This is a genomic window from Dellaglioa sp. CoH-57-MRSF-20 (assembly GCF_056781955.1).
Map to the genome: position 1 here is coordinate 47,355 of NZ_JBXAXV010000006.1, position 26,231 is coordinate 73,585.

Consider the following 26,231-nt stretch of genomic DNA (forward strand, 5'->3'; position numbering starts at 1 on the left):
AACTGTTAAATAAAAAATCCTTACTATCAGTTTTTAGGCTGATAGTAAGGATTTTTTTCTAACGTTTAGGACGACGTTTCATTTGGCCGCTTTCACCAATTTCATAATCTGAATCATCCATTGATTCCACACTACCAAGTAAGTAGCCATTACCAACTTGAGAGAAGAAATCATGATTAGATGTTGATGTTGAAATTCCGTTCATGACAACAGGATTAACATCAGAAGCTGTATCAGGGAACAAAGGATCTTGGCCTAAATTCATTAGAGCTTTGTTGGCATTGTAACGTAAGAAGGTTAAAACTTCTTCAGTCCAACCAACTTCATCATAAAGTTCATGGGTATATTTTTCTTCGTTTTCATATAATTCAAACAGAAGGTCATACATCCAGGTCTTCATTTTACCTTGTTCTTCTTCAGAAAGTTCGTTGAATCCTAATTGGAATTTATAGCCAATGAAGGTACCATGAACAGATTCATCACGTAAAATTAATTTAATAATTTCAGCAACGTTTGCCAGTTTGTTATGGCCTAAATAGTAAAGTGGCGTATAGAAACCAGAGTAGAATAAGAACGTTTCAAGAAAAACAGAAGCAACTTTTTTCTCCAATGGTGACCCGTTTTGGTAAATACCATTAATACGTTGTGCTTTTTTTTGTAAAAATTCGTTTTTGTCTGTCCATTCGAAAATTTCAGTAATCTCTGAAGCTGTATTCAACGTTGAAAAAATTGATGAATAACTTTTAGCATGAACCGATTCCATAAATTGAATATTATTTAAAACAGCTTCTTCGTGGGCAGTCCGTGTATCATGACGCAACGCTTCCATCCCATCTTGTGATTGCACCGTATCCAACAATGTTAGCCCACCAAAATCATGACCAACTAATGTTTTTTCTGCAGGACTCAGTGTACGCCAATCATCTAAATCATTTGAAAGGGGGATACGTGTATCTAACCAAAATTGTTCTGTTAGTTTTTCCCAAGTTGCTTTATCAACTTGATCTTCAACTTCGTTCCAATTAATTGCTTTGTAACTATCATTATTCATTTAACTTTCCTCCGTTACAGTTTAGATAACACAACTCTCACAAGCGTTTGCGCCAACTTCTTCTTGATCATCAGTAAAGGTTCTGATGTAGTAAATTGACTTAATACCTTTATTATACGCATAATTACGCAAAATGTTTAAGTCACGTGTTGTCATTTTATCTGTCCGACCATTTTTCCATTCGTAGAGGCCTTCAGGAATCGTTGAACGCATGAATAAAGTTAAACTAAGTGATTGATCGATATGTTCCTGTGCAGCAGCGTAAACGTCAATAACTTTACGCATATCCATGTCGTATGCAGAAGTATAGTATGGAATCGTGTCATTTGAAAGGTAAGGAGCTGGATAGTAAATCTTTCCAATTTTCTTTTCTTGACGCTCTTCGATTCGGTTAATAATTGGGTGAAGACTGGCAGTAGTATCGTTAATATATGAAATAGAGCCATTAGGTGCAACAGCCAATCTATTTTGATGATAAAGACCGTCAGTTTGAATATTAGCTTTCAAAGTCGCCCAATCTTCTTGATTAGGGATGTCGATGCCATCAAATAAGGCAGCAACTTTATCAGAAGTAGGGCCCCAATCTTCGTTAAGATACTTATCAAAGTAGGTACCAGTTGCATAAGTACTTTTTTCAAAGTTATGGAATGTTTCATTTTTTTCTTTAGCGATAGCATTTGATGATTTTAATGAGTAATAGTTAAGCATCATAAAATAAACACTAGTGAAATCGATTGAGTCTTCTGAACCATAATGCATATGGTTTTTAGCGAAGTAGGCATGTAAGCCCATTGCACCTAAACCGATGGTATGCGCTAAGTTATTTCCATGTTGAATAGGAGGCACAACATCAATATCTGAACTATCAGTTACAAAAGTTAAAGCGCGAACCATTGAATCAACTGAACGGCCAAAATCTGGAGAAGCCATCATATTAACAATGTTAGTTGAGCCTAAGTTACATGAAATATCAGTCCCCATAACATCGTAGCCTTGTGCATTATTCACAGTTGATGGTGTCTGAACCTGCATGATTTCTGAACAAAGATTACTCATAATGATTTTACCATCAATTGGGTTTGCGCGATTTGCTGTATCAACATTGACAATATAAGGATAGCCTGACTCTTGTTGCAGCTTAGAAATTTCAGTTTCTAATTCGCGGGCAAGAATCGTTTTTTTACTAATATTTTTATTGGCAACCATATTGTCATATTCTTTTGTGATATCAACATAGGAATAAGGGACTCCATATTCTCTTTCAACACCGTAGGGATCGAAAAGATACATCGTTGCATTATCTTTAATGAGTTCGTAAAATTTATCAGGTACAGTGATGCCTAGTGATAAAGTTTTAACACGGATTTTTTCATCAGCATTTTCTTTTTTAGCTGACAGGAAAGCAACAATATCTGGATGGAAGACGTCTAAATAGACAACTCCAGCACCTTGACGCTGTCCTAGTTGGTTAGAATATGAAAAACTATCTTCTAATAATTTCATAACGGGTAGAACACCAGAAGCAGCGCCCTCAATCCCTTTAATTGGTGCACCTGCGCCACGTAAATTACTGAGCGTAATACCAACACCACCACCAATTCGAGATAATTGAAGTGCTGAGTTAATGCCACGTCCAATACCATTCATATCATCAGTAATTTGAATTAGGAAGCAAGAAACTAATTCTCCACGACGTTTACGACCGGCATTTAAGAAACTAGGTGTAGCAGGTTGGTAACGTTGATGAATCATTTCGTCAGCTAAATTCATAGCTAGTTCTGTATTACCATCAGCAAAGTAAAGAACGTTCATTGCAACACGATCAATATAATTTTCAAGGTAATAGGCATTATTATCAGTTTTAAGTGCGTATTGAGCATAAAATTTGTAGGCAGCCATAAATGTACCGAAATGGAATTTTTGAGCTGCTAAATAAGCGTAGAGCTCCTCTATAAATGAGAAGTCATATTTATTATAAAAATCAGTTTCAATATAGTTGTTGTCAATTAAATAATCAAAACGTGCTTTTAATGAATCAAATTGCATTGTATTTTCAGCAACATTTTCTTTCAAAAAGGCGGTTAAGGCTTCTTGATCTTTTTGAAGTGGGATTTGACCGTCTACGGGAATATTAATTTCATTATTTAAATCATAATAAGTGACTTTATCACTATTTAACGTTTTTAATGTCAATTTCATCAACTACTTTCTTCATATTGATTACATCTTCTTCAGTGCCATTGAATTCAAATTCATATAATAATGGGACGTGATAGTCGGTTGCGATATCTTTGGCTGTAAAAATAAAAAGTTGGGCGAAGTTGCGGTTCCCACCGCCAACAACACCCAGTATATTTTCTCTATTTGATTGATATTCAATAAAGTCGTTGACCGATTCAGTGAGCCCAATTTCATAAGTTGGAACAATTAAAATATAGGGTTCATTTAATTCAATAAGCGGGTTTGTTGGATCGATTTCAAATGAAGGATAGCCAATTTTATTGATGAAGCGTCGTGTTTGTCCAGTAATGCTAAAGAAAACAATTTTCATTAGACTGCCAACTTTTTAAGCATATCAGGACGAAATCCTGCGATTGTATCGAATCCAGTAGCTTCTATAACAGGAACAGCTTGGAAACCTTGGCCTTTCAAGTAATCGATTGCGTTATCGTCTTCGGAAATGTTACGTTCATCAAAGTCGACGTTGTTTTCTTCTAAAAAACGTTTTGTCATTTTGCATTGGATGCAGTTGTTTTTTGTAAATACAGTAACTTTTTTCATTATATAAATTCCCCTTTGTTGTTTTGTTTAATAAGATAAGTATACAACACATAATCCAAAAATCAATTGAAAAAAACACTACATTTAGTGTGATTTTAAGTTGCATCACACAAGATGTAGTGTTCAAGGTCTTGGATTGTTTATATTAAATTTTGATTGCGAAAATTCGATTTTCTCCGTATTATAGAAACTATTGAGAAAGTAGGTAAAAATATGACGAATTATTATTTTTCGAAAAATCCAGATGTTATTCATGATGAAAAAGAATGGACATTTAAACTGTTGAACAACGAGTTTAAGTTTACCACAGATAATGGTGTATTTTCAAAAAAAACAGTCGATTTTGGTTCAAGAGTTTTATTAAATGCAGTTGAGCAACAAAAAATAATTCCGGGAAATATTTTAGATGTTGGATGTGGATACGGTCCAATAGGACTTGCTATAGCCAAGAATCAACCAGAACGAAAAATAGACATGACAGATGTAAACGAATTAGCATTAGAATTAGCAAAGAAGAACGCGGTAATCAATAAAATTAATAATATAGAAGTTTTTGAATCTGCCGCATACAGTCATGTAAAAAAGACAGATTATGCTGCAATTCTTACAAACCCGCCTATTAGAGCAGGCAAAGAGGTCGTTCATGAAATTTTAAGTGGCGCATTCGACCATTTAAAAGTTGGCGGACAATTGTTTGCTGTATTACAAAAGAAACAAGGGGCAAGTTCGGCTCAAAAGAGAATGACTGAAGTTTTTGGTAATTGTGACATTATTTTAAAAGATAAAGGTTACTATATTTTAATGAGTGTGAAGTAAATGGTAGAAAAATTAACTGAAGAACAAAAAGAATTTTTTATGCGCGAAGCTTTATATGAAGCAAGAAATGCAAAAATTATTGGTGAAGTACCAATTGGCTGTGTTGTTGTACAAAATGGTGAGATTATTGGACGAGGCCATAATATTCGTGAACACGTGCAAGATGCAACCCTTCACGCTGAAATTTTAGCCATCCAAGAAGCCTGTGCTACGATTCATAGCTGGCGTCTTGTAGATGCGCAATTATTCGTAACACTAGAACCATGCCCAATGTGTAGTGGTGCGATTATCAATTCAAGAATCCCCGAAGTTTACTTTGGTGCATTTGATCCTAAAGCAGGAACTGCAGGCAGCATTGGGAACTTATTAACGGATGAACGATTTAATCATCAAGCAAAAGTAGAATCTGGATTATTATTAGATGAAGCCAAAGACCTACTCCAATCATTCTTTAGAGAAGTTCGTCGTAAAAGAAAAGAAAAAAAGCAATCATAAAGGTAGCTTTTTGTTGGAATTTAATGTATTATAATAATTGCCGCAAGGCCTTAAGGCAATAGTGTGCTTACGAATTGTGTCAGATCCGGAAGGAAGCAGCACTAAGTTTGATTCACTTTGTGCCTTAAGTAATTATGATTATTTAAGACTCTTAGTCAGAAATGGCTGAGAGATTTTTTTATTTAAAAAGCTATTTATAGATTTTGAAAGGAGAGATTGTGATGAGTTACCAAGCTTTATACCGTGTCTGGCGTCCACAAAAATTTAGTGATTTAGTTGGACAAAACATGATTACGCAGACGTTGAAAAATGCAATTATGACACAACAAACAAGTCATGCATACATTTTTAATGGTCCACGTGGAACAGGTAAAACGTCCGCAGCTAAAATTTTTGCTAAGGCAGTTAATTGTCACTTCCAGGAAAATGGCGAACCATGTAACAAATGTGAGACATGTATCGCTATTACGAATGGTCAATTAAACGATGTTATCGAAATTGATGCCGCTTCTAATAATGGGGTTGAAGAAATTCGTGATATCCGTGACAAAGTAAAGTATGCACCCACACAAGCTGATTTTAAAATCTATATTATTGATGAAGTTCATATGCTATCTACGGGTGCTTTTAATGCACTCTTGAAGACGCTTGAAGAACCACCTGAAAATGTTATTTTTATTCTTGCTACAACGGAACCACATAAGATTCCAGCAACCATTATTTCTAGAACTCAGAAATTTGATTTCAAGCGTATTACGCCAGCTGACAGTTATGAACGAATGGTTTATATTTTGTCTGAAAAAGGAATTGAATATGAAGAACCAGCGCTTAAAGTTATCGCTAAAGCAGCTGAAGGTGGAATGCGGGATGCTTTGAGTATTTTAGATCAGGTCATTTCATTCGGTGATAACAAGGTGACTTTGGATAATGCTTTGTTAGTAACCGGTAGTGTAACACAGGATAAAATACAGAATTACGTCACGGAAGTTAGTCAAAAAGCGACTACTGAGGCATTAGAAACGATACAAGCAATTATAGACGAAGGTAAAGATTCAACTAGATTAATCGAAGATTTAATTGCCTATAGTCGTGATTTACTATTATATCAGCAAGCACCAGCACTTATTAATCAACTAGAATTAGGGATGGTTAATGATGATTTTAAAAACTTATCACAGACTATTTCTGCTGATTTCTTATACCAAATGATAAATGTTTTAAATGAAATTCAACAACAAATGCGATTTACAACACATCCAGATGTTTATTTAGAAGTATTAACAATTCGATTATCACAATTTAATACCTCTGATACGATTGCGGAGACGACTCAATCAGAATTAAGTTCAGATGCATCTAAACAAATTAATAATTTAACTAAAACAGTTGAAGACTTGAAAAAGCAAATAATTGATTTAAGTCAGAATGATAATCAACCGCAAGTGGCAGTAATAGCTAAGCCTAAAAAAGTTGCCTCTACTCAAAAAAAAGCAACATTAAATTTATCTCAAATTTATCCTATTTTAGATCACGCAACAAAAGAAAGTTTGGTACAATTAAAACAGGTTTGGCCAGAGTTGTTGCATCAACTTTCAGTTACACAACGTGCGATTATGCAAGCTAGTGAACCGGTTGCGGCTAGTCCTGACAGTGTACTTGTTAGTTTTAATTACGAATTCTTGTCTGTCAAAGCTTCAAGTGATACAGAGTTACTCGATGCTTTAGGTAATGGGTTAGATCGATTATTACATCATGTCCCTAAGGTGGTCTGTATTACAGCAGAGCAATGGCCAGAAGTCCGAAAATCTTACATTAAACAAAATGAGCACGAGGGAACTGAAACAATTATTGAGCCAGAACCTGAAGTAGTAGAACCAATTGTTTCAAAAGCTGAAGAAATTTTTGGAACAGAAAATATAGAAATTAAACAGGATTAGAAAGGAAGTAATTAATAATGATGCGTGGAAATGGTAATATGCAAGGTATGATGAAACAAATGCAAAAATTACAAAAAGATATGACAAAAGACCAAGAGGCTTTGAATGCAACTGAATTTGTTGGCGAAGCTTCAAATGATTTAGTTAAGGTAACCTTTACAGGGGACAAAAAAATGACTGATATCATGATTAAAGAAGAAGCAGTCGATCCTGATGATGTTGATATGTTACAAGATTTAATTATTATGGCTGTTAATGATGCTATGACAAAAATTGAAAAAACAACAACTGATAAATTGGGTAAATATTCTCAAGGGATGCCTGGACTATAAACTTAAAATTAAAGAAGGCTAAAGAAAATGCAATATCCTGAACCTATCGCAAAATTGATTGAAAGTTATATGAAATTACCAGGTATTGGTGGTAAAACTGCTACAAGATTAGCTTTTTTTACAATTGATATGGATGAAGATGATGTCACCGATTTTGCTAAATCACTAATATCTGCCAAACGAGACCTACATTATTGTAGTATCTGTGGCAATATTACTGAAGAAGATCCTTGTCAGATTTGTTCTGATTCATCACGTGATCAAACCAAAGTTATTGTTGTAGAAGAACCTAAAGATGTGATGTCTTTAGAAAAAATGAAAGAGTATCACGGCTTGTATCACGTGCTTCATGGTGTATTATCACCAATTGAAGGTAAAGGGCCGGAAGATATTAATATCACAAGTTTATTAACACGTCTTCAATCGCATCCCGATATGCAGGAAGTTATTATTGCGACAAATGCAACGCCAGAAGGTGAAGCAACGTCAATGTATTTATCGAGATTGATTAAACCGGCTGGAATTAAAGTGACAAGATTAGCCCATGGACTATCTGTAGGTAGCGATATTGAGTACGCAGATGAAATGACGTTGTTTAAAGCGATTGAAGGACGTACTGAAATATAGAAATGAGCTGACGGTGTAATGTTTAATAAAAAAACAAAACTTAAATTACGTAAAGAGTATGACGCTAAGTTGCTAGAGTCAATTGATCTCGCTAAAATAGCATGGGATCAAGCCAAACAAACTGAAGAGGCCATTTACGAAGTTGATGAAGAATTAATTAATGAAACACAGATGGCAAGAAAAAGATATTTCTTTCTCTATAATGAAGCGCGTGTTCGTTCAGTTAAAGGGCATATGCAGGCTTCAGTAATCACACATTAAATTAGAAAGAACGTTGAGACAATTCGCCTAACTTGTCTTGGCGTTTTTTTGTGAAATGCTGATTAGATTTATTAAATAAGAGATAGTATACTAATAGTAGGTTTATCTTATGGACAGGTTTTTAAGATTCAAGTACAATAATAATAAGTATTGGGGTCGTTAATGTGACTGGAAAATTTATAACGATTGAAGGACCAGATGGGTCCGGCAAAACGAGTGCCTTAAAAGGTATTATAAAAAAGATACAAAATAACTTGGTAAAAGAATTAGTTATAACACGTGAACCAGGTGGAAGTCCGATATCTGAAGCCATTCGTGAAGTTGTCTTAAATCAAGATTATCCAGAGATGGATAAACGAACTGAAGCATTATTGTTTGCAGCATCAAGACGTCAGCATATCGCAGAAATAATTTTCCCAGCACTTAAGGAAGATAAAATTGTAATATGTGATCGTTATGTTGATAGTTCAATTGCTTACCAAGGTGCTGGTAGAGATATCGGAACGCAAGCGGTTGCTGATATGAACCTATTTGCAACAAATGGAACAGAACCTGATTTAACTTTATACTTTGACGTACCATCAGAAATTGGATTAAAACGAATTTTTGAGCATCGTCAAAATGAAATAAATCGTTTAGATGATGAAAAGTTAGAGTTCCATCAAAAAGTACGCAAAGCATACCAACAATTAGCAGTGAAAAATCCAGAACGTATTATAACCATTAATGCGGCGCAACCTTTGGAAAAAGTAATTGACGATTGTATTGACGTTCTGAAGAAAAAATTACCCGAGTCTTTTAAATAAATGAAATGAGGGAATTCAAATGAAATTAATTACAGCGATTGTTCAAGATAAAGATAGTAACCGATTAAGCAATATATTTATAGATTCAAATGTCCGTGCAACAAAACTATCAACAACTGGTGGTTTTTTAAAGTCTGGTAATACAACCTTTTTAATTGGTATTGAAGATGAACGTGTTGATGAGGTATTACAAATCATTAAAGAGACATCATCAACGCGTGAACAATTTATGGCCCCCCCTGTTAACTTAGATGTTTCAATGGATGCACAAGTACCATTTCCATTAGAAGTTCAGGTTGGTGGTGCAACAGTATTTGTCTTACCAGTAGAAGAGTTTCATCAATTTTAGGAGTAAATAGTAATGACAGAATTAGCTGATGAAACCAGTAATATTAAAATTCAAGAATTACAGCCAAAATTAATTGAACATTTTGAAAAATTGATAATAACAAATAAGTTAGCCCATGCTTATCTATTTTCCGGACCAGAAGGTATTGGTAAGGTTGAACTAGCACAATGGATTGCAATGCGACTCTTTTGTACTGCTGACGAGGATCAAAAGCCTTGCGGTGTATGTGGTGAATGTCAACGAATTCTATCAGGTAATCACCCTGATATCGTGAGTGTTAAGCCTGAAGGCCAGTCAATTAAAGTTGATCAAATTCGATTTTTGAAATCAGAATTTTCAAAAAGTGGTGTTGAAGGTAGCCAAAAGATTTTTATAATTGAAAAAGCTGAGAGTATGACAGCTAGTGCTGCGAACAGTTTACTTAAATTTTTAGAAGAGCCTGTTGGAAATGTGAAAGCTTTCTTATTAACAGAAAATAAAAATCAAATTTTGCCAACTATTCAATCACGGTGCCAACTGGTTAATTTTGTCGCACTCTCTCAAGAAAAATTGATTCAAAATTTATTAAATCAAGGTATCTTGAAAGATCAGGCTCAGTTACTTGTTCATGTAACTGAGAGTACAAGCCATGCTGTAGCATTAGCACAAGATGAGAATTTTACTGAAATGACAAATCAAGTTTGGAATTGGTTCAGTAAATTATTGAAAAATGATGCTGAAAGTTTCATTTTGGTACAAACAAAACTAGTGCCACTCGCAAAAGAAAAACAACAACAGGCATTGATGGTTGATTTAATGGTACTGTTAGCGCGTGATTGTTTACTTGTCCGTTATAATCGTAAGGAACAAGTGAGTTTTTCTAATCGTTTAACTGAAATTGATAAAATAACTCAAATGATTAGTGATAAAAAGTTAGTTGCTATATTAGATGGTTGTTTACAAATTAAAACGATGCTCCAAATAAATATGACATTTCAAAGTGCAATTGAAGTAACAACGTTAAAATTAATAGATTTATAAAATATGAAATGAAGGTGATTTTGTGGATAAGCGTCAACTATATGATAATTTTATAGCTATCGAGGAAGAAATGAAAAAAATGTTATCGAGTTTTGAAACAATAAAATCTGATATGACTGGTGTTCTTGAAAATAACGCTGAATTGGAGATTGAAAACCAACATTTGAGAGAACGATTAAGTGAAATAGAACGACAAACGTCTAAGAATTTTAATGAATCTTCCGATGCAAATCTGTCAAAATCACGTCAAAACTTAGAAAAATTATATGATCAAGGTTTTCATATTTGTAATATTGAAGGGATGTACGGATCACGTCGAGTCGATGATGAACCTTGTGCTTTCTGTTTAGATTTAATTTATGGGGAGCGCGAAGTATGAGTGAAATAGCAGCACAAAGCAGTTTTCAAGGTAAAGGGACAACTGGGTCATTATATTTAGTACCGACACCAATTGGTAATTTATCTGATATGACGTTTAGAGCGATTGATATTTTAAAAGAGGTTGACTATATAGCAGCCGAAGATACACGAAACACACAAAAATTATTAAATCATTTTGAAATTGAAACAAGTCAATTGAGTTTTCATGAACATAATACGCAAGAACGTATTCCGCAATTTGTTGATAAAATATTGGCTGGTCAATCAATCGCACAAGTAAGTGATGCAGGAATGCCATCAATTAGTGATCCTGGGCATGATCTTGTTAAAGCATGTATTGAAGCTAAGATTCCAGTTGTGCCACTTCCTGGGGCAAATGCCGGGATCACTGCATTAATAGCTTCTGGATTAGCGCCACAACCGTTCTTATTCTATGGTTTTTTATCGCGAAAACCTAAGAGTCAAAAAGAAGAATTAGCTGAGTTGAAAAATCAAACAATGACGCTTATTTTTTATGAAGCACCACATCGCTTGAAAAAAACATTAACACAAATAGCTGCTAGCCTTGGTGGTCAGCGTAAAGTTGTACTATGCCGAGAATTAACTAAACGTTATGAAGAATTCTTGCGTGGAACACTGGATGATGCTATCAAATGGGCTGGCACTGAGCAAGTCCGTGGAGAATTTTGTGTAATTGTTGAGGGAAATGATTCGCCAGAAGCAACGGAAGTTGATCATCTGGCTAATATGTCAATTGAAGAACAAGTTGATTATTTGATTGAAACAGGTATGAAAACTAATGATGCGATAAAAGAGATTGCTAAGAAACAAGAGATGAAAAAACAAGAAGTTTATAATCTGTATCATCAGATTTAAGGAGTGAACATATTGGCAGATAATAAATTTAGTGAGCTACATCGTGCGGTTTACTATGAAGGCGATAAAAGTGGGCGTGTGACAGTAGCAATGCTAATTAACATGATTATTTTGGTTTCAACAGACCAAAGTGATAGCTTAGGAATTACTGAAAAAGATTTAACAAATTTGGGCTTTGGTTGGGTTATTACACAATATCTTATTGATATTTCGAGAATACCACATATTGATGAGAATTTAACATTAACTACTGAGGCTGTTTCGTACAATCGTTTCTTCTGTTACCGAGATTTCTGGGTTCATGATGAAGCAGGTAATGAGTGTGCACATATTCATGCTGTATTTGTTTTAATGGATCATAAAACACGTAAAATGACTCGTGTATTGCCAGAAGTTATTGAACCTTTTGGTGCTGAATATACACGAAGAATTGAGCGTTTGGAGAAACCAGTTGGTATCATGAAAGAAGATACAATAGCTGCTAAAAAATCATATGACGTTCGATTCTTTGATATTGATCCAAATCAACATGTAAACAATTCAAAATATTTTGATTGGTTATTAGATTCATTGTCAGAAGACTTTTTAATGTCACATGATTTGAAACATATGAATATTAAATATGAAAAAGAAATTCACTATGGTCATAAGATAGATAGTATCGTTGTTATTGATAACTTAACGACACATCACCAGATTAAAATTGGTGATGATGTTTATTGTGAAGCTGACTGTGAGTGGACGAAACGTTAGAATAAAAAATGCTCTGAGTAACTGGAAGTCTATCCAGTTACTCAGAGCATTTTTTATATTTTTATGATAAAGCATCTGCGACATAAATCGAGAGTTCTTCTTTTTCAAGACCAGCACTTAATCCAACCAATAGTTTGATTCTTGCTTTTTGACCATTTAAGCCACGACAGAAGATGCCGCCCATTTTTTTCAATTGAACGCCACCACCTTCATAGTCGTAAACATCTTGTGCCACGCCATTAAAGCAACGTGAAACAATTACAACTGGAATATCGCGATCAATTAATTTTTGAAGATTAGCTAAAACTTGTGGGGGAAGATTTCCTGCACCAAGAGCTTCAATGACAATACCGTTCGTTTGGTCATTATTAAGAAAACCAAGTAAATCAGCATCCATTCCAGCATAAGCCTTAATTAAATAAACATGATCAACAACTTTGTCGATTGCTAAGCAAGTCTGGCTTAGCAATTCGGCAAAAAAGGTCACGTTATCTTTAGCGATACTACCAATTGGGCCAAACGTTGGTGTTCTAAAAGTTGCGACATTTGTTGTATGTGTTTTTGTTACATAGCGTGCTGTATGAATTTCATCATTCATAACAACTAAGACACCTTTATCAACTGCATCATCACTTGCTGCAGTTAAGATGGCTGTTTGAAAATTGTGTAAGCCATCTGAGCCTATTTCATTTGCGGAACGCATAGCACCTGTTAAAACGACAGGTAGATGGTTCGGTAATGTAAGATCTAAAAAATAAGCAGTTTCTTCTAATGTATCCGTACCGTGAGTAATAACAATACCATCAATCGCTTCCGCGGATGCACGCATAATTCTTTTTTGAATAATTAGCATCTCTATGGGGCCAATATGTGGGGATGGTAAGTTAAAAATATTTTCAGTGATTAAATCGAAACGATCACCAAATGGATTTTCAACTTGGTTTAAAGGGTTTTCTGCACCAGGTGCAACTGCGCCTGTTTCTTGATTTTCAGACATGGCGATTGTACCACCAGTGTGTAAAATTAATATTTTTTTCATATTTTCCTCCTTGCTGACACTTAGATTATACATATTATATTGTACTTTGACTATGAATTTGTTACTGTATATGAACAGATAAGGTGGTTATGAGAATGAAAGAAAAACAATTAAGTAAGAATGAGTATTTATTTATTAGCTCAATGTTATTCGGTTTATTTTTTGGCGCGGGAAATTTAATTTTTCCAGTCTTTGTAGGTCAACAATCCGGACAAAACCTGTGGATAGGTAATTTAGGCTTTCTAATTGCTGGTGTTGGGTTACCTTTTTTAGGTGTAATTGCTATTGGATTGTCTAAAAGTAGGGGAGTTTTCGATTTAGCCTCTAAGGTTAATCGAACGTATGGCATAATTTTCACAATGTTGCTCTACCTAACTATTGGACCGCTATTTGCAGGTCCAAGATCAGCAACTATTCCGTTTGAAATTGGAATTGCACCACATATTAAAGCCAGCCAACATTCAGTATGGCTATTATTATTTTCAATTTTATTCTTCACAATAGTTTGGCTTTTGGCAGTTAAACCAACCAAGATATTAGTCTATGTTGGTAAGTATTTAAATCCCATATTTTTATGTGCGTTGGCTATTTTATTGTTATTTGTATTTATTAAGCCAATGGGTAATTTTTCAGATTTCCCCGCAACAAGTTCTTACAAGAATGGTGCTTTTATGTCTGCTTTTGGGCAAGGATATTACACTATGGATGCACTCGCTGGTTTGGCTTTTGGTATTATCATTGTGGATACAATTAAAGATTTAGGTATTACGAATCCTAAATCAATTACTAAAGGGATTATCTATTCTGGTAGTATCAGTGTTATTTTGATGGGAATCATCTATACATGCTTGGCCTATCTTGGGGCAACGAGTCTGGGTGTATTTCCACATTCTGGTAATGGTGGTGCTATTTTAGCTCAAGTTGCTCAACGTTATTTTGGACAATTCGGAAGTTTCTTTCTTGCTGCAATTATTGTTGTTGCTTGTATTAAAACGGCAATTGGCGTGACTAGCGCATGTGCTAAAACATGTGTTGAAATTATTGGTCATGGTAGCTATAAATTGTATTTAACACTTGGTTGTGTGATTAGTTGTTTAATTGCCAACGTTGGGTTAGATCAATTAATTACATTATCAACACCAGTTTTGATGTTGCTTTACCCACTTGCTATTGTATTGATGATTGCTGCCTGTTTAGAACCTACTTTAAATAAGTATGACTTAAAAGTCAGCATTATCTACAAATGGTTAACCGTTTTAACGCTTTTTAGTGCCATTTTTGATGGACTAAACGCGATGCCAATTTCAATTAAAAATTTAGCTTTTGCTAAAAATATGTTAGCATTTGCAAATCATTATTTACCACTGTTTAATATTGGCTTAAGTTGGATAGTTCCTGCTGCGTTAGGATTACTTATGGGACTAATTTTTATGATTCGTGAAAAGAAAATAAATTAAAAAGAAACACCCAAAGTTATTTTCTTTTTAGTGGTATACTACACAAGTAGTAAAATACAAAATTTCGGGGTAGAGAATACAGCGTTAAGTGCCAAAAGGACGGAATGTGTCTTTTGGACGAAGGCTAGCGATAGCTGCGGTTGTGTTTTCGCATTCGCCGCATACCACAATGTGGCAACTCCAACGAGGAGATGTCTGAATCATGGAAAATTTAACAAAGAGGTTAACCGCAAAGAATATAGCGGTGATGGGTCTATTATTGGCTGGTCAAATTATTCTAACTAATTTATTATCGTATCAGGTATTGACGTTACGGATAAGTTTCACTTTTATTGCGACTTATCTATTAGCGGCGTGGTTTGGCCCATTACTGGGTGGTATTGGTTCTGTTTTATCGGATTTACTTGGAACAGTATTATTCAGTAAAGGAGGTACATTTTTCTGGGGATTCTCGCTATCTGCTTTCTTAGGTGCGTTTTTCTATGGACTTGTATTTTATAAAAAACCATTTACGTTACCGCGAATTATTATTGCCGTATTAATCAATGTCGTTGTTATTGATTTATTGTTAAATACATTCTGGCTAGTATTAATGTACCAGTCACCTTGGACAATTATCTATGCACGTGCTATCAAAGATTTAATTTTAATTCCAATTCAAATTATTTTGTTATATATGGTTGGTAATAATAAACAAATCCAAAGATTAGGTAAACGATTATAGGAGGATTCAATCTATGCCATTGATGAAAATTGATATGATTGAAGGCCGTTCTGAAGGCCAAATAAAAGAAATTTTAGATATTGCTTATGATGTAATGCTTAATTCATTTGGCGCACCAGTTAGTGACAGATATCAAATTGTCACTCAACATCCAATAAATGAAATGCAAATTTTAGATACTGGGCTTGGATTTATGCGAACAAAAGAAGTATTGGTCTTTAGTTTAACAACGCGACCAAGAACGACAGAGCAAAAAGAAACCTTCTATCAACAGTTAATGCAACAGTTACAAACAAAAGTTGGATTGAGACCAGAAGATTTAATGATTAATTTAACAACTAATACTGATGAAGATTGGAGCTTTGGCATGGGCCAAGCACAATTTTTAACGGGTGACTTATAGAAATTAACCAGACGGCGAATTTATTTTCGTCGTCTATTTATTTGCTAAAGAAGGGTGAATCACTGATAAATTTACTAAAATAAGTTATAATAAAGAAAATAAACTATTTGGAGGAATTTAAATGTCAATTTTAGTTTTGGGTGGCGCAGGTTACATTGGTTCACATACTGTTGATCAATTAGTAGAAAATAGTCGTGATGTTGTTGTTGTCGATAATTTAGTGACAGGGCACTTAGAGGCTGTTAATAAAAAGGCAAAATTTTATCAAGGAGATATTGCGGATAAAAATTTTATGCGCAATGTTTTCAAAAATGAGGATATTGAAGCAGTTATTCATTTTGCAGCTTCATCTCTTGTTGGTGAATCAATGGTAAAACCATTAAAATATTTTGACAATAATACAGCAGGGATGATTCATTTACTTGAAGTCATGACTGAAGTTGGCGTTAAAAAAATCGTCTTTTCTTCAACAGCTGCAACATATGGTGAACCTAAAGTTGTCCCAATTCATGAAGATGACCCTCAAATTCCAACAAATCCATATGGTGAAAGTAAATTAGCCATGGAAAAAATTATGCACTGGACTGACGTTGCAGATGGTGTTAAGTTTGTCGCATTACGTTATTTCAATGTTGCTGGATCAAAACCAGATGGTAGCATCGGTGAAGATCACAATCCTGAAACACATTTAATTCCAATTATTTTACAAGTTGCTAACGGAGAACGTGAAAAATTACAAATTTTTGGGGACGATTATGATACCAAAGATGGTACAAACGTCCGTGATTACGTGCATGTTCTTGATTTAGCAGATGCGCACATTCGCGCCTTAGATTACTTACTTGCGGGAAATGAAAGTAATGCCTTTAACTTGGGTTCATCTAATGGATTTTCAAATATGGAAATTCTAGAAGCAGCACGCCGTGCAACAGGTAAAGAAATTCCTGCAGAAATTGCACCACGTCGTGCAGGTGATCCTTCAACTTTAATTGCAGCAAGTGAAAAAGCACATGAAATTCTTGGTTGGGCTCCTAAGTATGAAAATATGGAAGATATCATTAAGACAGCATGGACTTTTGAACAGACGCATCCAAATGGATTTTCAAAATAAATTAGTTATTAACCATAGGACAATTATTTGTCCTATTTTTTTGTTAATTTTCTCTTAGAAAAAATTTGTGATACTATTTTTGTGCTAAAATGTTAACAAAGCAGAGATAAAGGAAGATATGAATGAAAATTTTAGCAATTGATACATCGAATATACCACTCAGCGTCGCTGTTTTAGAAGATAGTGCATTATTAGCAACTATCACAACGAATATAAAAAAAAATCACAGTATTACATTGATGCCAGCAATTTCTGATGTCATGAAATTAGCAGGTATTAAGCCTGCAGAGCTAGACCGAATTGTGGTTGCACAAGGTCCAGGATCTTTTACTGGTCTCAGGATTGGCGTTGCCACAGCTAAAACACTAGCATTTACATTAGATTGTGAATTAGTTGGTGTCTCTAGTTTAGCAATGTTGGCTGCAGGTATTTCCACAAATAGTGATTCTGATATTGTACCGTTATTTGACGCACGTAGGAATTACGTATTCTCAGGTTTGTATAAAAATGATAATGAGCTTGTAAATGAATTACCAGACCAGCATAGAGAACTTGTGACTTGGGTGACTGAATTAAAAGAGCGTAACCGACCACAAATTTTTGTTGGAACTGATGTCGATTTATTTAAACAACAAATTATCGATATTTTAGGTGATCAGGCACAGTTTCCAGCTTCATTTTTAAATATTCCTCAGGCATTTATTTTGGGATTAATTGGTAAAGATAAAGAGCCCGCTAATCAGGAGACATTTATTCCGAATTATTTACGATTAACGCAAGCAGAGACGCAATGGTTAGAAACCCATTCAGATAAGGATCATAATACCTATGTTGAAAAAATTTAAAGCACGAGTGAAACAAATTATTCCAGAATTAAGACCAGATGAACCTGTTAGGACATTAGTTTTTCAGAATCATAGAATTAAAATTAGAAATGAAAGTTATTTTATGACACGTGCTGTTGTACCTGATATTCCGGAACTACTTGAGATTGAAAAAGCAGTTTATGATGGTAAATCACCATGGAGTGCAAAAATATTTGAAGGCGAAATTTGCCAAAAAAGCAAAACACTTTATTTAGTCTTACGTAAGGAAGATAAAATGTTAGGCTTTATTGGTTGTTCAACGGATGCAATAACGGGAGACGTACATATTGCGAATATTGCTGTTCTACCTGAATGTCAGGGTAGAGGGATGGGAAACTTTTTGGTAACGTCTATTACAAGGCGTGCTCGTTTAATGAGATTTAGAACAGTTAGTTTAGAGGTTCGCCGTGATAACCAGACGGCTTTAAATCTATACCACCAATTAGGATTTACTAAAGTGGGTATCCGAGAGAATTATTATGTTGAAGATGGGCAAGATGCTGTTGATATGTTGCTTAAATTAAAATAAAGGAATATGAATTAAGTTGAAAGAGGTCTCAATGGATAAAACGGAAAGAAATCTAATTTTAGCATTTGAATCAAGTTGTGATGAAACTAGTGTCGCAGTGGTCGAAGACGGTCATCTTATTTTGTCGAACATCATTGCAACGCAAGTTAATAGTCATAAACGTTTTGGTGGTGTTGTACCTGAAGTTGCCAGCCGCCACCATATTGAACAAATTACGAGTTGTATTAAAGATGCTATGACAGAAGCAAATGTAACTTATGATGATTTAGATGCTGTTGCGGTTACTTATGGACCAGGATTAGTTGGTGCTTTACTAGTAGGTGTTTCTGCTGCTAAAGCTATCGCATTTGCTCACGAGTTGCCTTTAATTCCCGTTAACCATATGGCAGGCCATATTTTTGCAGCGCGCTATGAATCTGAAATAGTGTATCCATCAATGGCTTTACTCGTTTCGGGTGGACATACTGAGTTAGTTTATATGCCTGAAGAAGGTCAATTTGAAATTATTGGTGAGACACGTGATGACGCAGCAGGTGAAGCTTATGATAAAGTTGGGCGTGTTCTTGGGATGACTTATCCATCAGGAAAAGAAATTGATGAACTTGCACATACTGGACAAGATACGTTTAATTTTCCGCGTGCCATGATCAAAGATGACAGTTATGACTTTAGTTTCAGTGGATTGAAAAGTGCCTTCATCAATACAGTTCACCATGCAGATCAATTAGGCGAAGAGTTGGACCGGGCTGATTTAGCAACAAGCTTTCAACAAAGTGTGATTGATGTACTTGCTGAGAAAACGGTACGTGCTTGTCATGAGTATGATATTAAACAATTAATTTTAGCCGGTGGTGTGGCAGCTAATAAAGGGTTACGTACAAGACTTGAATCTGATATGAAGAAAATGAATGATATTGAATTTGTGAAGGCGCCCATTAAATTATGTGGTGATAATGCTGCAATGATTGGTGCAGCAGGATATGTTGAATTTATTAAAGGTCAACGTGCAGGATTAAATTTAAATGCTGATCCTAGTTTAGAATTTGATTGGATAGTTTAATTATTATAAAATTAAAATAGAGATTTAGAGTTCGCCTTGTAATGCTAAACAGTTGTTTAACACTGGGGAGAACGCTAAATCTCTATTTTTTTGTAAATGGTTAATTTATATTTCTAAAATAATTTTTTGGTAAAATAAATTGGGATAGATAAACGAGTAATCCTAGTCCGAATAGAATAATAATTGTGGTTCCAAAAATAAAATCAAATTGTTGTAATTGATAGTACGCAATAATGCCAATTAACCACCAAATAATATTTAACCAATAAGGCAACGTTTTTTTCATAATAAAGTAAGTGACAAAAACAATTGCATATAATGGTGTAAAAACTGACGCGATAAAATATAAGAAATTTTGATAATTATCAATAGGAACTACCCATGCAATGACTAAGCCAAGCGCAACTATAATGATACTAATCAATTTCATATGTTTAAAGGAATGTATATTCTGAACGTTAATTGTTGCTGACATAACATCTAAAAATGTGGTTGTAACAGTTGAAAATATAATAATGAATAATGCGATTATACCTAAACCTGATGTAGCCAAGAACGAGGTAAAATCAGTGAATCCGGTTCTAGTTGTTAAAAGTAAGCCAATGGTAAACATGATTAAACTACCTAAAAAATAGCTAAACGAACTAACTGTAGACATAGCAAGTGGATGTTTTGTTGATTTTGTGTAATCACCTATTAGTGGTAGCCAAGATAACGCCATGGTGATATTTAATTCAACAGCTGATCCAAATGTCATATTTAAGCCATTGGAAGTATGTGAAACGGGTACTTTGAAAATTAAAAAAATCATGATACCTGCACCAATAACTAATAAATTAACAACAATTAAATTAATTCGATACAAACTATTTTCGCTAACTAATAACCAAATGATAATCAAAATAGCTATGACAAGTCCCATAATAATTGAATTTTTAAAATTAAGTAAGGAACTTGAAATACCATTCATTGCTGAAATTGCGTTGACGATCATAACAGCGGTCCAACCAATTAGTTGAATCAAATTGATAAGTGAAAATAAGAGCACACCTGTTGAGCCAAAAGCAACTTTAGTTGACTGAATGGCTGTCTGATGCTTTTTGGCACCAATATAACCAGCAGGTAGTAAGAAGAGACCACAACCAATTAAATGACCAATTAGAATTGCAAGGAAACCTTTAGAAAAGCCAAGTGGAGCTAGTAACATGCCCGTCATAATTTCGGCAATTGAAATGGCCGCACCTAGCCAAAGTAAAAATTGTCCACGTAATTCTTTAGTTTCTGTCATCTTAATCGTCCTCCAATTTAAAATAATGATTTATGGATTGAACTGTTTGTTCAATGTTCGGACTTTTAGCAATCAAGGAAATAACAGCAACTCCCGAAACAGTTGTAGTAGCCAGTTTGGCTAAATTATTTTCTGAAATACCACCAATTGCAACAATCGGGAGTTTACTAATTGATAGTAATTGATTTAAGCCAGCTATTCCGAGAGGCGCAGTCGCATCTGACTTTGATTTTGTAGGAAAGACAGGGCCACTACCAATATAAGCGATACCTGATAATTGATTGGCTTGTTTAATTTGATCGAGTGTTTGACAAGAAAGGCCAATCGCTAATTGACCCGCCGATTGATCTATCACATTTTGAATCTTTTGGTCATTTTGGCCAACGTGAATACCATCTGCTTGAATTTCAAGTGCTAAAGGTAGATCATCATCAATGAAAAAAGGAACTTGGTATTTTGTGCATAACCTCTGACATTCAATTGCGAGTGTCTTTTTTTGTATCCGGGTTAAAGGGGTTAAGAGATTTTTTTCTCTAAATTGGAAACAAGAAATGCCTGATTTTAACGCTCGTTCTAAAGTAGGTAGTAATTGATTGTCGGCGACGTCTTGAGTTCCTGCAATGAAGTAACTTGCTAACCATGATTGATTAAATGTCTTCATTTTGCGTTACCTCACGATATGCCCAATGATTTAATGGCCCGTGACCATGTCCAACGATAATACCGTTGCTAATTGTTGCTTCAACATATTTTTTAGACACTAAGATGGCCGTTTTAATATCTTGTCCTTTGGCAATTTCTGCTGCAATGCAGGCTGAGAGGGTATCACCAGTGCCATGAGTTCGAATTGTATCAATACGTTTCGAGCTCATCCAGAATGAATCGTTATCTTCTAATAATACAAAGTCATTTACGATATTTTCAGAGTTATAATGTCCGCCTTTAATGATGACGTTTTTTGCACCTAATAATTTAATCTTTTTTCCAGCTGCACTCATGTCTTCTTTTGAATTAATGGTCAAGCCAGTTATGACTTCAGCTTCTGGAATATTCGGGGTTACTACCGTGGCTAAAGGAATTAATTCTTCTTTGATTGTAACAACAGCATCCTCAGAAAGAAGTGTGGCACCGCCTTTTGCAACCATGACAGGGTCAACAATTAGGGGACCAAATTGATATTTTTTCAGATTTTTAACGACTACTTTAACGTGTTCTGAATCTGCAAGCATCCCTGTTTTGCATGCTTTAATGGCTAAATCATTTGCAATTGAGGCAAATTGTTCATTAATAATTTTAGCAGGGAGGGGAAGACTGTCTTGCACACCAAGTGTGTTTTGTGCAGTGATTGCGACGAGAACTGTTGCAGCATAGACATGCCGTTCTTGCATCGTTTTTAAGTCAGCTTGCATACCAGCGCCACCACTACTATCGGATCCAGCAATTGAAAGTGCTTGTGGAAAATCAGGCATTATAGGTCTCCTTTCATCGTTATCTGATTAGAAAGTTCATTTATCGTTATTAAATGTAGTTTATCAAGTAGGTTAACAATAAAACTACCTGGTTTTTCGGTAATTAACTCATCAGCAACAAGTTCACCAGTTGTTGCAAAGATAAGGCAGGCGATTCTTGCTGCTTCAAACTCATTATCTTTAGAGACAGCTGCAAACGCAGCAATTAAACTTGAAAGCATATCGCCTGAACCAACATGTGTTTGGAAAAGAGACGTTCCCTGTGTCACAGTTGCAACACGCTTTCCATCAGAAATATAGTCTGTAGGACCACTTAGAACAACCGTACAATTGTACCGTTTGGCTACAATTTTTGCGATTTCTGCTAAATCTGCAGAACCATTTCCTGCATCAATACCTTTTGCTTGCCATTCAACACCAGCTAATGCAGCAATTTCACCAGCATTACCGCGAATAAAATTAAAATGAAAATGCTCAAGCAAGTTTGTAATTACTTTTTGTCGGTAAGGCATGGCAACAGCAACTGGGTCTAGCACAAGTGGGATAGCTAAATCGTTTGCGATTTGACTAACCCTCTCAATGTAAGGTAATTCTGAACTTTTAAATGATCCCATATTGATTGTGGCAGCAGCAGAAATTTGTAACATTTCGGCTGCTTCTTCAATCGCACTGGGCATGATAGGGGAAGCGCCAATTGCGTTGAGTCCATTGGCAACGTCTTGAACCGTGATGTAATTAGAAATGTTGAAAATTACTGGGTTCTCTTCACGAAGTTTATCGAGTAGTTCTAATGGCATAACTTTCTCCTCTTGAGTACACAAAAACCCCACTCTTTGACAAAAAAATTGTAGAGTGGGGTCCTTCTTCACACTTTCCTACGCAAGTTTTGGCTTACAGGTTCGAAGGGATTAGGTTGAAAAAACCTATCTCAGTTCTTCTAAAGAACACCCCTAGTGTACTTATATTTTATTTTTAGATTACAACAAAAGAATAGGCTTTCATTCTTTAAATGTCAATAAATAAAAAAAAAAAAGCTAGCTTATTCTAAAGCTAAGCTAGCTTCTTCCCAATTAGTTTCTGCAGTCTCTATTGCAGTTTGAATAGATTGTAGTTCAGTTTGTAGTTCCTGAAGTTTATCTGCATCACTAAAAATAGTAGGTTGAGACATTTTTTCTTCAAGTTCTGTTTGATGAATTTCTAATTCACTTAATTCAGATTCTAAACGATCAATTTCACGTGTTAATTTACGTTGTTCCTTTTGCGTTTCTTTATTTTGTTGATAATTAGTTGTTGGTTTAACTTCAGGGACTTCTGAAGATGAGGCAATTTCAAGTGCCATTTTTTCGGCTGCGATAGCTTCTAATTCTTCTTTTTTATCAACATAATAATCGTAATCACCCATGTAGTAAGTAGAGCCTTCTTTTGAAACTTCAATAATACTTTCTGCAACTTTATTAATGAAGTAGCGGTCATGAGAAACAAGTAAGACAGTACCATCAAAGTTAGCAATCGCCTTTTCAAGGACTTCCTTACTATCAATGTCTAAATGGTTAGTGGGTTCATCAAAGATTAGGAAGTTATCTTTGTCCATTGCAAGTTTGGTCAAAGCAAGACGCGCTTTTTCACCACCACTTAAATTTGAGACACGTTTCAAAACGTCATCCCCAGAAAATAGAAATCCACCTAATAATGATCGAATATCTGTTTCAGGAGTTGAAGGATGATCATTCCAGAGTTCATCTAAAACAGTATTTTTATCTGTTAATTGATTTTGCTCCTGATCGTAGTAGCCAACATGAACATTAGCGCCAAGGAATGCTTCACCACGAATAAATGGAATTTGGCCTAAGATACTTTTAAGTAAGGTTGATTTTCCCACACCATTCGGGCCAACAATAGCTTGAACTTGATGCTTATGTAAATCAATTGAAACGGGTTCAGATAACACTTTATTATCGTAACCAACAGCTGCCCCGGCAACAGTTAAAACGATATTACCACTCTCATCTGCAGATTTAAAACTAAAACGAGGGGCTTTTTCGTCACCTTCTGGTCGGTCAAGTTTATCTAATTTTTCGAGTTGTTTACGACGACTTTGCGCTCGTTTTGTTGTTGAGGCTCGAACAATGTTTTTATTAACAAAATCTTCGAGTTTTTCAATCTTATCTTGTTGTTTTTCGAAAACTTTCCATTCTTGTTTTAAATTAGCTTCTTTTTTTACAATAAATTGGGAGTAGTTGCCATTGTAGTGAGTCGTTTCATTATGGCTCATATCATAAACTTCTGTCACAATTTTATCTAAGAAGTAACGATCATGAGAGACAATTAAGAGTGCCCCTGTATAAGTCTTCAAATAGCCTTCTAACCAAGTTAGTGTCTCAATATCTAAGTGGTTAGTTGGTTCATCTAAAATTAATAAATCACGTTTTTCTAAAAGTAATTTTGCTAAGGCTAAACGTGTTTTTTGACCACCAGAGAGAGTCCTAATATCGCGATTGAAATCTTCTTCATAAAATCTAAAACCATGTAAAACAGAACGGATTTCTGATTCATAACCATAGCCATTTTTTTCACTGAAATCATGTGAAACTTGATCATAGGTTGATAATAGTTTTTCAAATTTTTCAGAATCTTCTGCATTTTTAGGATCAGCAATTTGGGCTTCTAATGTATGAATTTGGATTTCCATTTTTTTTAAATAATCAAAAACACGACTCATTTCGTCCCAAATCGAACGTTCTGAAGTAACAGTTGTTGTTTGTGCTAAGTAACCGATGGTCATGCCTTTATGTTTAATGATTTGACCAGCATCAGTAGCCTCTTGATCAATAATCATTTTAATTAATGTTGATTTTCCAGCACCATTTCGACCAACTAGGGCTATCCTAGCATCGTCTTTGATATCCATATTTGCATTTTCAAAAAGAACATCTGCGCCAAAATAGCGAGCTGCTTGTTGTACTTGTAACAGAATCAAAATAATTCCACCTTTCTTTTAAAGTGACGATTGAATAATTAATACTAGACTATTCATAAGAATATGAGCAATCATTGACGTTTTGATGTCACCTGTTCGTTTGTAGAGGTAACAGAAAAGTAATCCAATTAAAAAGTAGATAGCTAAATGGCCATCATTATGTGCCAAACTAAATAATAAACTAGAAAGAATTGCGGCAGAAATAGGTGATATGAAACTTGCTAAATTGCCAAAAAAGACTTTTCTAAAAACGAGTTCCTCCATAATGGGAGCACCAAGTGAGACTGCCAACATATAATAAGGATATTTTGTAAAAATAGTCATAATTTCATTTGTATTTTGTGAGGGTACGGTCGTTTTTAAAATGGTGAATGAAATTAATTGAATAACTGTTTGGATTACTAACGTTAGAACGAATCCAAGAATACCCCACGAAATAATTTGTGACCATTTAGAGGAACCATCTATTGTATTTCTAGCACTGAAGTAATGATTTAACCAAATTAACAATATTGCTCCTAAAACATAATCAGCCGTCATTACTGGATAGATAACTGATTTTAAAGAAAATAGTTGATTCAGAATTGTTGGTAAAATAAAGATAACGAGGTAGCCTAATAAAATAGCGATTGAATTTTTACTAGTTGATTTTGACATGAGAACTCCTTTAACTGTAATTAGATAGTCGTGCATTTTTCTAGTGAATAAATTTGTATGATAAGTATAGCATAATTGACTAGATAGCGAATTCAATTCATATTAAAAATTCTATTAAATAAGAGCTGAAATGCTTGCAATTGTTTGAAAAATTGATTATAGTTAA

Annotated in this window: 30 protein-coding genes, 1 other RNA gene and 2 riboswitches; of the genes, 20 read left to right on the top strand and 11 right to left on the bottom strand. The window is 34.7% G+C overall.

What is annotated here, in order from left to right; all coding sequences use genetic code 11:
* Positions 1-58 precede the first annotated feature (58 nt).
* The 4 genes from nrdF to nrdH are packed head-to-tail and all read right to left on the bottom strand — an operon-like array spanning position 59 to position 3,832.
* Positions 59-1,051 (bottom strand): class 1b ribonucleoside-diphosphate reductase subunit beta, encoded by a 993-nt coding sequence (nrdF, locus tag AC1RPN_RS06775; RefSeq protein WP_409021529.1) that lies wholly within the window; start codon positions 1,049-1,051, stop codon positions 59-61.
* Positions 1,052-1,072: 21 nt separating this feature from the next.
* Complete coding sequence (nrdE, locus tag AC1RPN_RS06780) at positions 1,073-3,250, bottom strand: class 1b ribonucleoside-diphosphate reductase subunit alpha (protein ID WP_481761900.1); 2,178 nt, start codon at positions 3,248-3,250, stop codon at positions 1,073-1,075.
* Positions 3,222-3,602 carry a class Ib ribonucleoside-diphosphate reductase assembly flavoprotein NrdI gene (gene nrdI / locus AC1RPN_RS06785; protein WP_481761901.1) on the bottom strand — a complete coding sequence of 127 codons (381 nt, stop codon included), beginning with the start codon at positions 3,600-3,602 and terminating at the stop codon, positions 3,222-3,224. Before nrdI ends, nrdE begins: the two co-directional genes overlap by 29 nt.
* Entirely contained in the window at positions 3,602-3,832 is a 231-nt protein-coding gene (nrdH, locus tag AC1RPN_RS06790; protein ID WP_481761902.1) for a glutaredoxin-like protein NrdH, read from the bottom strand. Before nrdH ends, nrdI begins: the two co-directional genes overlap by 1 nt.
* A 213-nt stretch (positions 3,833-4,045) precedes the next feature.
* Between nrdH and AC1RPN_RS06795 the strand changes: the two genes are divergently transcribed.
* From AC1RPN_RS06795 to AC1RPN_RS06855, 13 genes are all read left to right on the top strand, one after another.
* Positions 4,046-4,648, top strand: coding sequence for a class I SAM-dependent methyltransferase (locus tag AC1RPN_RS06795; RefSeq protein WP_481761903.1), 603 nt, complete (start codon positions 4,046-4,048; stop codon positions 4,646-4,648).
* Positions 4,649-5,143 carry a tRNA adenosine(34) deaminase TadA gene (gene tadA / locus AC1RPN_RS06800; RefSeq protein ID WP_409021525.1) on the top strand — a complete coding sequence of 165 codons (495 nt, stop codon included), beginning with the start codon at positions 4,649-4,651 and terminating at the stop codon, positions 5,141-5,143.
* Between the two features lie 47 nt (positions 5,144-5,190).
* An RNA gene (gene ffs / locus AC1RPN_RS06805) (signal recognition particle sRNA small type) lies at positions 5,191-5,277 on the top strand.
* Between the two features lie 87 nt (positions 5,278-5,364).
* Complete coding sequence (gene dnaX / locus AC1RPN_RS06810) at positions 5,365-7,080, top strand: DNA polymerase III subunit gamma/tau (RefSeq protein WP_481761904.1); 1,716 nt, start codon at positions 5,365-5,367, stop codon at positions 7,078-7,080.
* Positions 7,081-7,097: 17 nt separating this feature from the next.
* Positions 7,098-7,412 carry a YbaB/EbfC family nucleoid-associated protein gene (locus AC1RPN_RS06815; RefSeq protein WP_409021523.1) on the top strand — a complete coding sequence of 105 codons (315 nt, stop codon included), beginning with the start codon at positions 7,098-7,100 and terminating at the stop codon, positions 7,410-7,412.
* A 27-nt stretch (positions 7,413-7,439) separates the two neighbouring features.
* Positions 7,440-8,039, top strand: coding sequence for a recombination mediator RecR (gene recR, locus AC1RPN_RS06820; RefSeq protein ID WP_409021522.1), 600 nt, complete (start codon positions 7,440-7,442; stop codon positions 8,037-8,039).
* A gap of 18 nt (positions 8,040-8,057) precedes the next feature.
* Positions 8,058-8,300 (top strand): YaaL family protein, encoded by a 243-nt coding sequence (locus AC1RPN_RS06825; RefSeq protein ID WP_481761905.1) that lies wholly within the window; start codon positions 8,058-8,060, stop codon positions 8,298-8,300.
* Positions 8,301-8,464: 164 nt separating this feature from the next.
* Positions 8,465-9,106, top strand: a complete 642-nt coding sequence (gene tmk, locus AC1RPN_RS06830; RefSeq protein ID WP_481761906.1) for a dTMP kinase — start codon at positions 8,465-8,467, stop codon at positions 9,104-9,106.
* Between the two features lie 19 nt (positions 9,107-9,125).
* Entirely contained in the window at positions 9,126-9,455 is a 330-nt protein-coding gene (locus AC1RPN_RS06835; protein WP_409021519.1) for a cyclic-di-AMP receptor, read from the top strand.
* A gap of 12 nt (positions 9,456-9,467) precedes the next feature.
* Positions 9,468-10,475 (top strand): DNA polymerase III subunit delta', encoded by a 1,008-nt coding sequence (gene holB, locus AC1RPN_RS06840; protein ID WP_481761907.1) that lies wholly within the window; start codon positions 9,468-9,470, stop codon positions 10,473-10,475.
* Positions 10,476-10,497: 22 nt separating this feature from the next.
* Positions 10,498-10,854: a DNA replication initiation control protein YabA gene (locus AC1RPN_RS06845; protein WP_481761908.1), complete on the top strand. Its 357-nt coding sequence runs from the start codon at positions 10,498-10,500 to the stop codon at positions 10,852-10,854.
* Positions 10,851-11,732: a 16S rRNA (cytidine(1402)-2'-O)-methyltransferase gene (gene rsmI, locus AC1RPN_RS06850; RefSeq protein WP_481761909.1), complete on the top strand. Its 882-nt coding sequence runs from the start codon at positions 10,851-10,853 to the stop codon at positions 11,730-11,732. The genes AC1RPN_RS06845 and rsmI overlap by 4 nt, the downstream gene beginning before the upstream one ends.
* A gap of 12 nt (positions 11,733-11,744) precedes the next feature.
* A complete protein-coding gene (locus tag AC1RPN_RS06855) occupies positions 11,745-12,485 on the top strand; it encodes an acyl-[acyl-carrier-protein] thioesterase (protein ID WP_481761910.1) in 741 nt (246 codons plus the stop codon).
* Positions 12,486-12,546: 61 nt separating this feature from the next.
* Here AC1RPN_RS06855 and AC1RPN_RS06860 read toward each other — a convergent pair whose 3' ends face one another.
* Positions 12,547-13,524, bottom strand: a complete 978-nt coding sequence (locus AC1RPN_RS06860) for an asparaginase (RefSeq protein ID WP_481761911.1) — start codon at positions 13,522-13,524, stop codon at positions 12,547-12,549.
* A gap of 95 nt (positions 13,525-13,619) precedes the next feature.
* On the opposite strand from AC1RPN_RS06860, the gene brnQ reads away from it, so the two are divergent.
* From brnQ to tsaD, 7 genes are all read left to right on the top strand, one after another.
* A complete protein-coding gene (gene brnQ / locus AC1RPN_RS06865) occupies positions 13,620-14,981 on the top strand; it encodes a branched-chain amino acid transport system II carrier protein (RefSeq protein ID WP_481761912.1) in 1,362 nt (453 codons plus the stop codon).
* A gap of 63 nt (positions 14,982-15,044) precedes the next feature.
* Positions 15,045-15,143, top strand: a riboswitch (THF riboswitch).
* A gap of 40 nt (positions 15,144-15,183) precedes the next feature.
* On the top strand, positions 15,184-15,705 hold the full coding sequence (locus AC1RPN_RS06870; RefSeq protein WP_481761940.1) for a folate family ECF transporter S component: 522 nt from the start codon (positions 15,184-15,186) through the stop codon (positions 15,703-15,705).
* A gap of 13 nt (positions 15,706-15,718) precedes the next feature.
* Positions 15,719-16,108, top strand: coding sequence for a tautomerase family protein (locus tag AC1RPN_RS06875; RefSeq protein ID WP_481761941.1), 390 nt, complete (start codon positions 15,719-15,721; stop codon positions 16,106-16,108).
* Between the two features lie 121 nt (positions 16,109-16,229).
* A complete protein-coding gene (gene galE, locus AC1RPN_RS06880; RefSeq protein ID WP_481761942.1) occupies positions 16,230-17,219 on the top strand; it encodes a UDP-glucose 4-epimerase GalE in 990 nt (329 codons plus the stop codon).
* 122 nt (positions 17,220-17,341) lie between these two features.
* Positions 17,342-18,064: a tRNA (adenosine(37)-N6)-threonylcarbamoyltransferase complex dimerization subunit type 1 TsaB gene (tsaB, locus tag AC1RPN_RS06885; protein WP_481761943.1), complete on the top strand. Its 723-nt coding sequence runs from the start codon at positions 17,342-17,344 to the stop codon at positions 18,062-18,064.
* On the top strand, positions 18,048-18,614 hold the full coding sequence (rimI, locus tag AC1RPN_RS06890; RefSeq protein WP_481761944.1) for a ribosomal protein S18-alanine N-acetyltransferase: 567 nt from the start codon (positions 18,048-18,050) through the stop codon (positions 18,612-18,614). Before tsaB ends, rimI begins: the two co-directional genes overlap by 17 nt.
* Positions 18,615-18,645: 31 nt before the next feature.
* Positions 18,646-19,674 (top strand): tRNA (adenosine(37)-N6)-threonylcarbamoyltransferase complex transferase subunit TsaD, encoded by a 1,029-nt coding sequence (gene tsaD / locus AC1RPN_RS06895; RefSeq protein ID WP_481761945.1) that lies wholly within the window; start codon positions 18,646-18,648, stop codon positions 19,672-19,674.
* A gap of 100 nt (positions 19,675-19,774) precedes the next feature.
* Here tsaD and cytX read toward each other — a convergent pair whose 3' ends face one another.
* From cytX to AC1RPN_RS06925, 6 genes are all read right to left on the bottom strand, one after another.
* On the bottom strand, positions 19,775-20,962 hold the full coding sequence (gene cytX / locus AC1RPN_RS06900) for a putative hydroxymethylpyrimidine transporter CytX (RefSeq protein WP_481761946.1): 1,188 nt from the start codon (positions 20,960-20,962) through the stop codon (positions 19,775-19,777).
* A 1-nt stretch (position 20,963) separates the two neighbouring features.
* The gene (gene thiE, locus AC1RPN_RS06905; RefSeq protein WP_481761947.1) at positions 20,964-21,623 is read right to left on the bottom strand and encodes a thiamine phosphate synthase; all 660 of its coding nucleotides are present in this window, start codon (positions 21,621-21,623) and stop codon (positions 20,964-20,966) included.
* Positions 21,610-22,431 carry a bifunctional hydroxymethylpyrimidine kinase/phosphomethylpyrimidine kinase gene (thiD, locus tag AC1RPN_RS06910; RefSeq protein ID WP_481761948.1) on the bottom strand — a complete coding sequence of 274 codons (822 nt, stop codon included), beginning with the start codon at positions 22,429-22,431 and terminating at the stop codon, positions 21,610-21,612. Before thiD ends, thiE begins: the two co-directional genes overlap by 14 nt.
* Positions 22,431-23,228 carry a hydroxyethylthiazole kinase gene (gene thiM, locus AC1RPN_RS06915; protein WP_481761949.1) on the bottom strand — a complete coding sequence of 266 codons (798 nt, stop codon included), beginning with the start codon at positions 23,226-23,228 and terminating at the stop codon, positions 22,431-22,433. Before thiM ends, thiD begins: the two co-directional genes overlap by 1 nt.
* A gap of 58 nt (positions 23,229-23,286) precedes the next feature.
* Positions 23,287-23,393, bottom strand: a riboswitch (TPP riboswitch).
* A 77-nt stretch (positions 23,394-23,470) separates the two neighbouring features.
* Positions 23,471-25,408 (bottom strand): ABC-F family ATP-binding cassette domain-containing protein, encoded by a 1,938-nt coding sequence (locus AC1RPN_RS06920; protein WP_481761950.1) that lies wholly within the window; start codon positions 25,406-25,408, stop codon positions 23,471-23,473.
* Positions 25,409-25,426: 18 nt separating this feature from the next.
* Positions 25,427-26,065: a CPBP family glutamic-type intramembrane protease gene (locus AC1RPN_RS06925; protein WP_481761951.1), complete on the bottom strand. Its 639-nt coding sequence runs from the start codon at positions 26,063-26,065 to the stop codon at positions 25,427-25,429.
* Between the last annotated feature and the right edge of the window lie 166 nt (positions 26,066-26,231).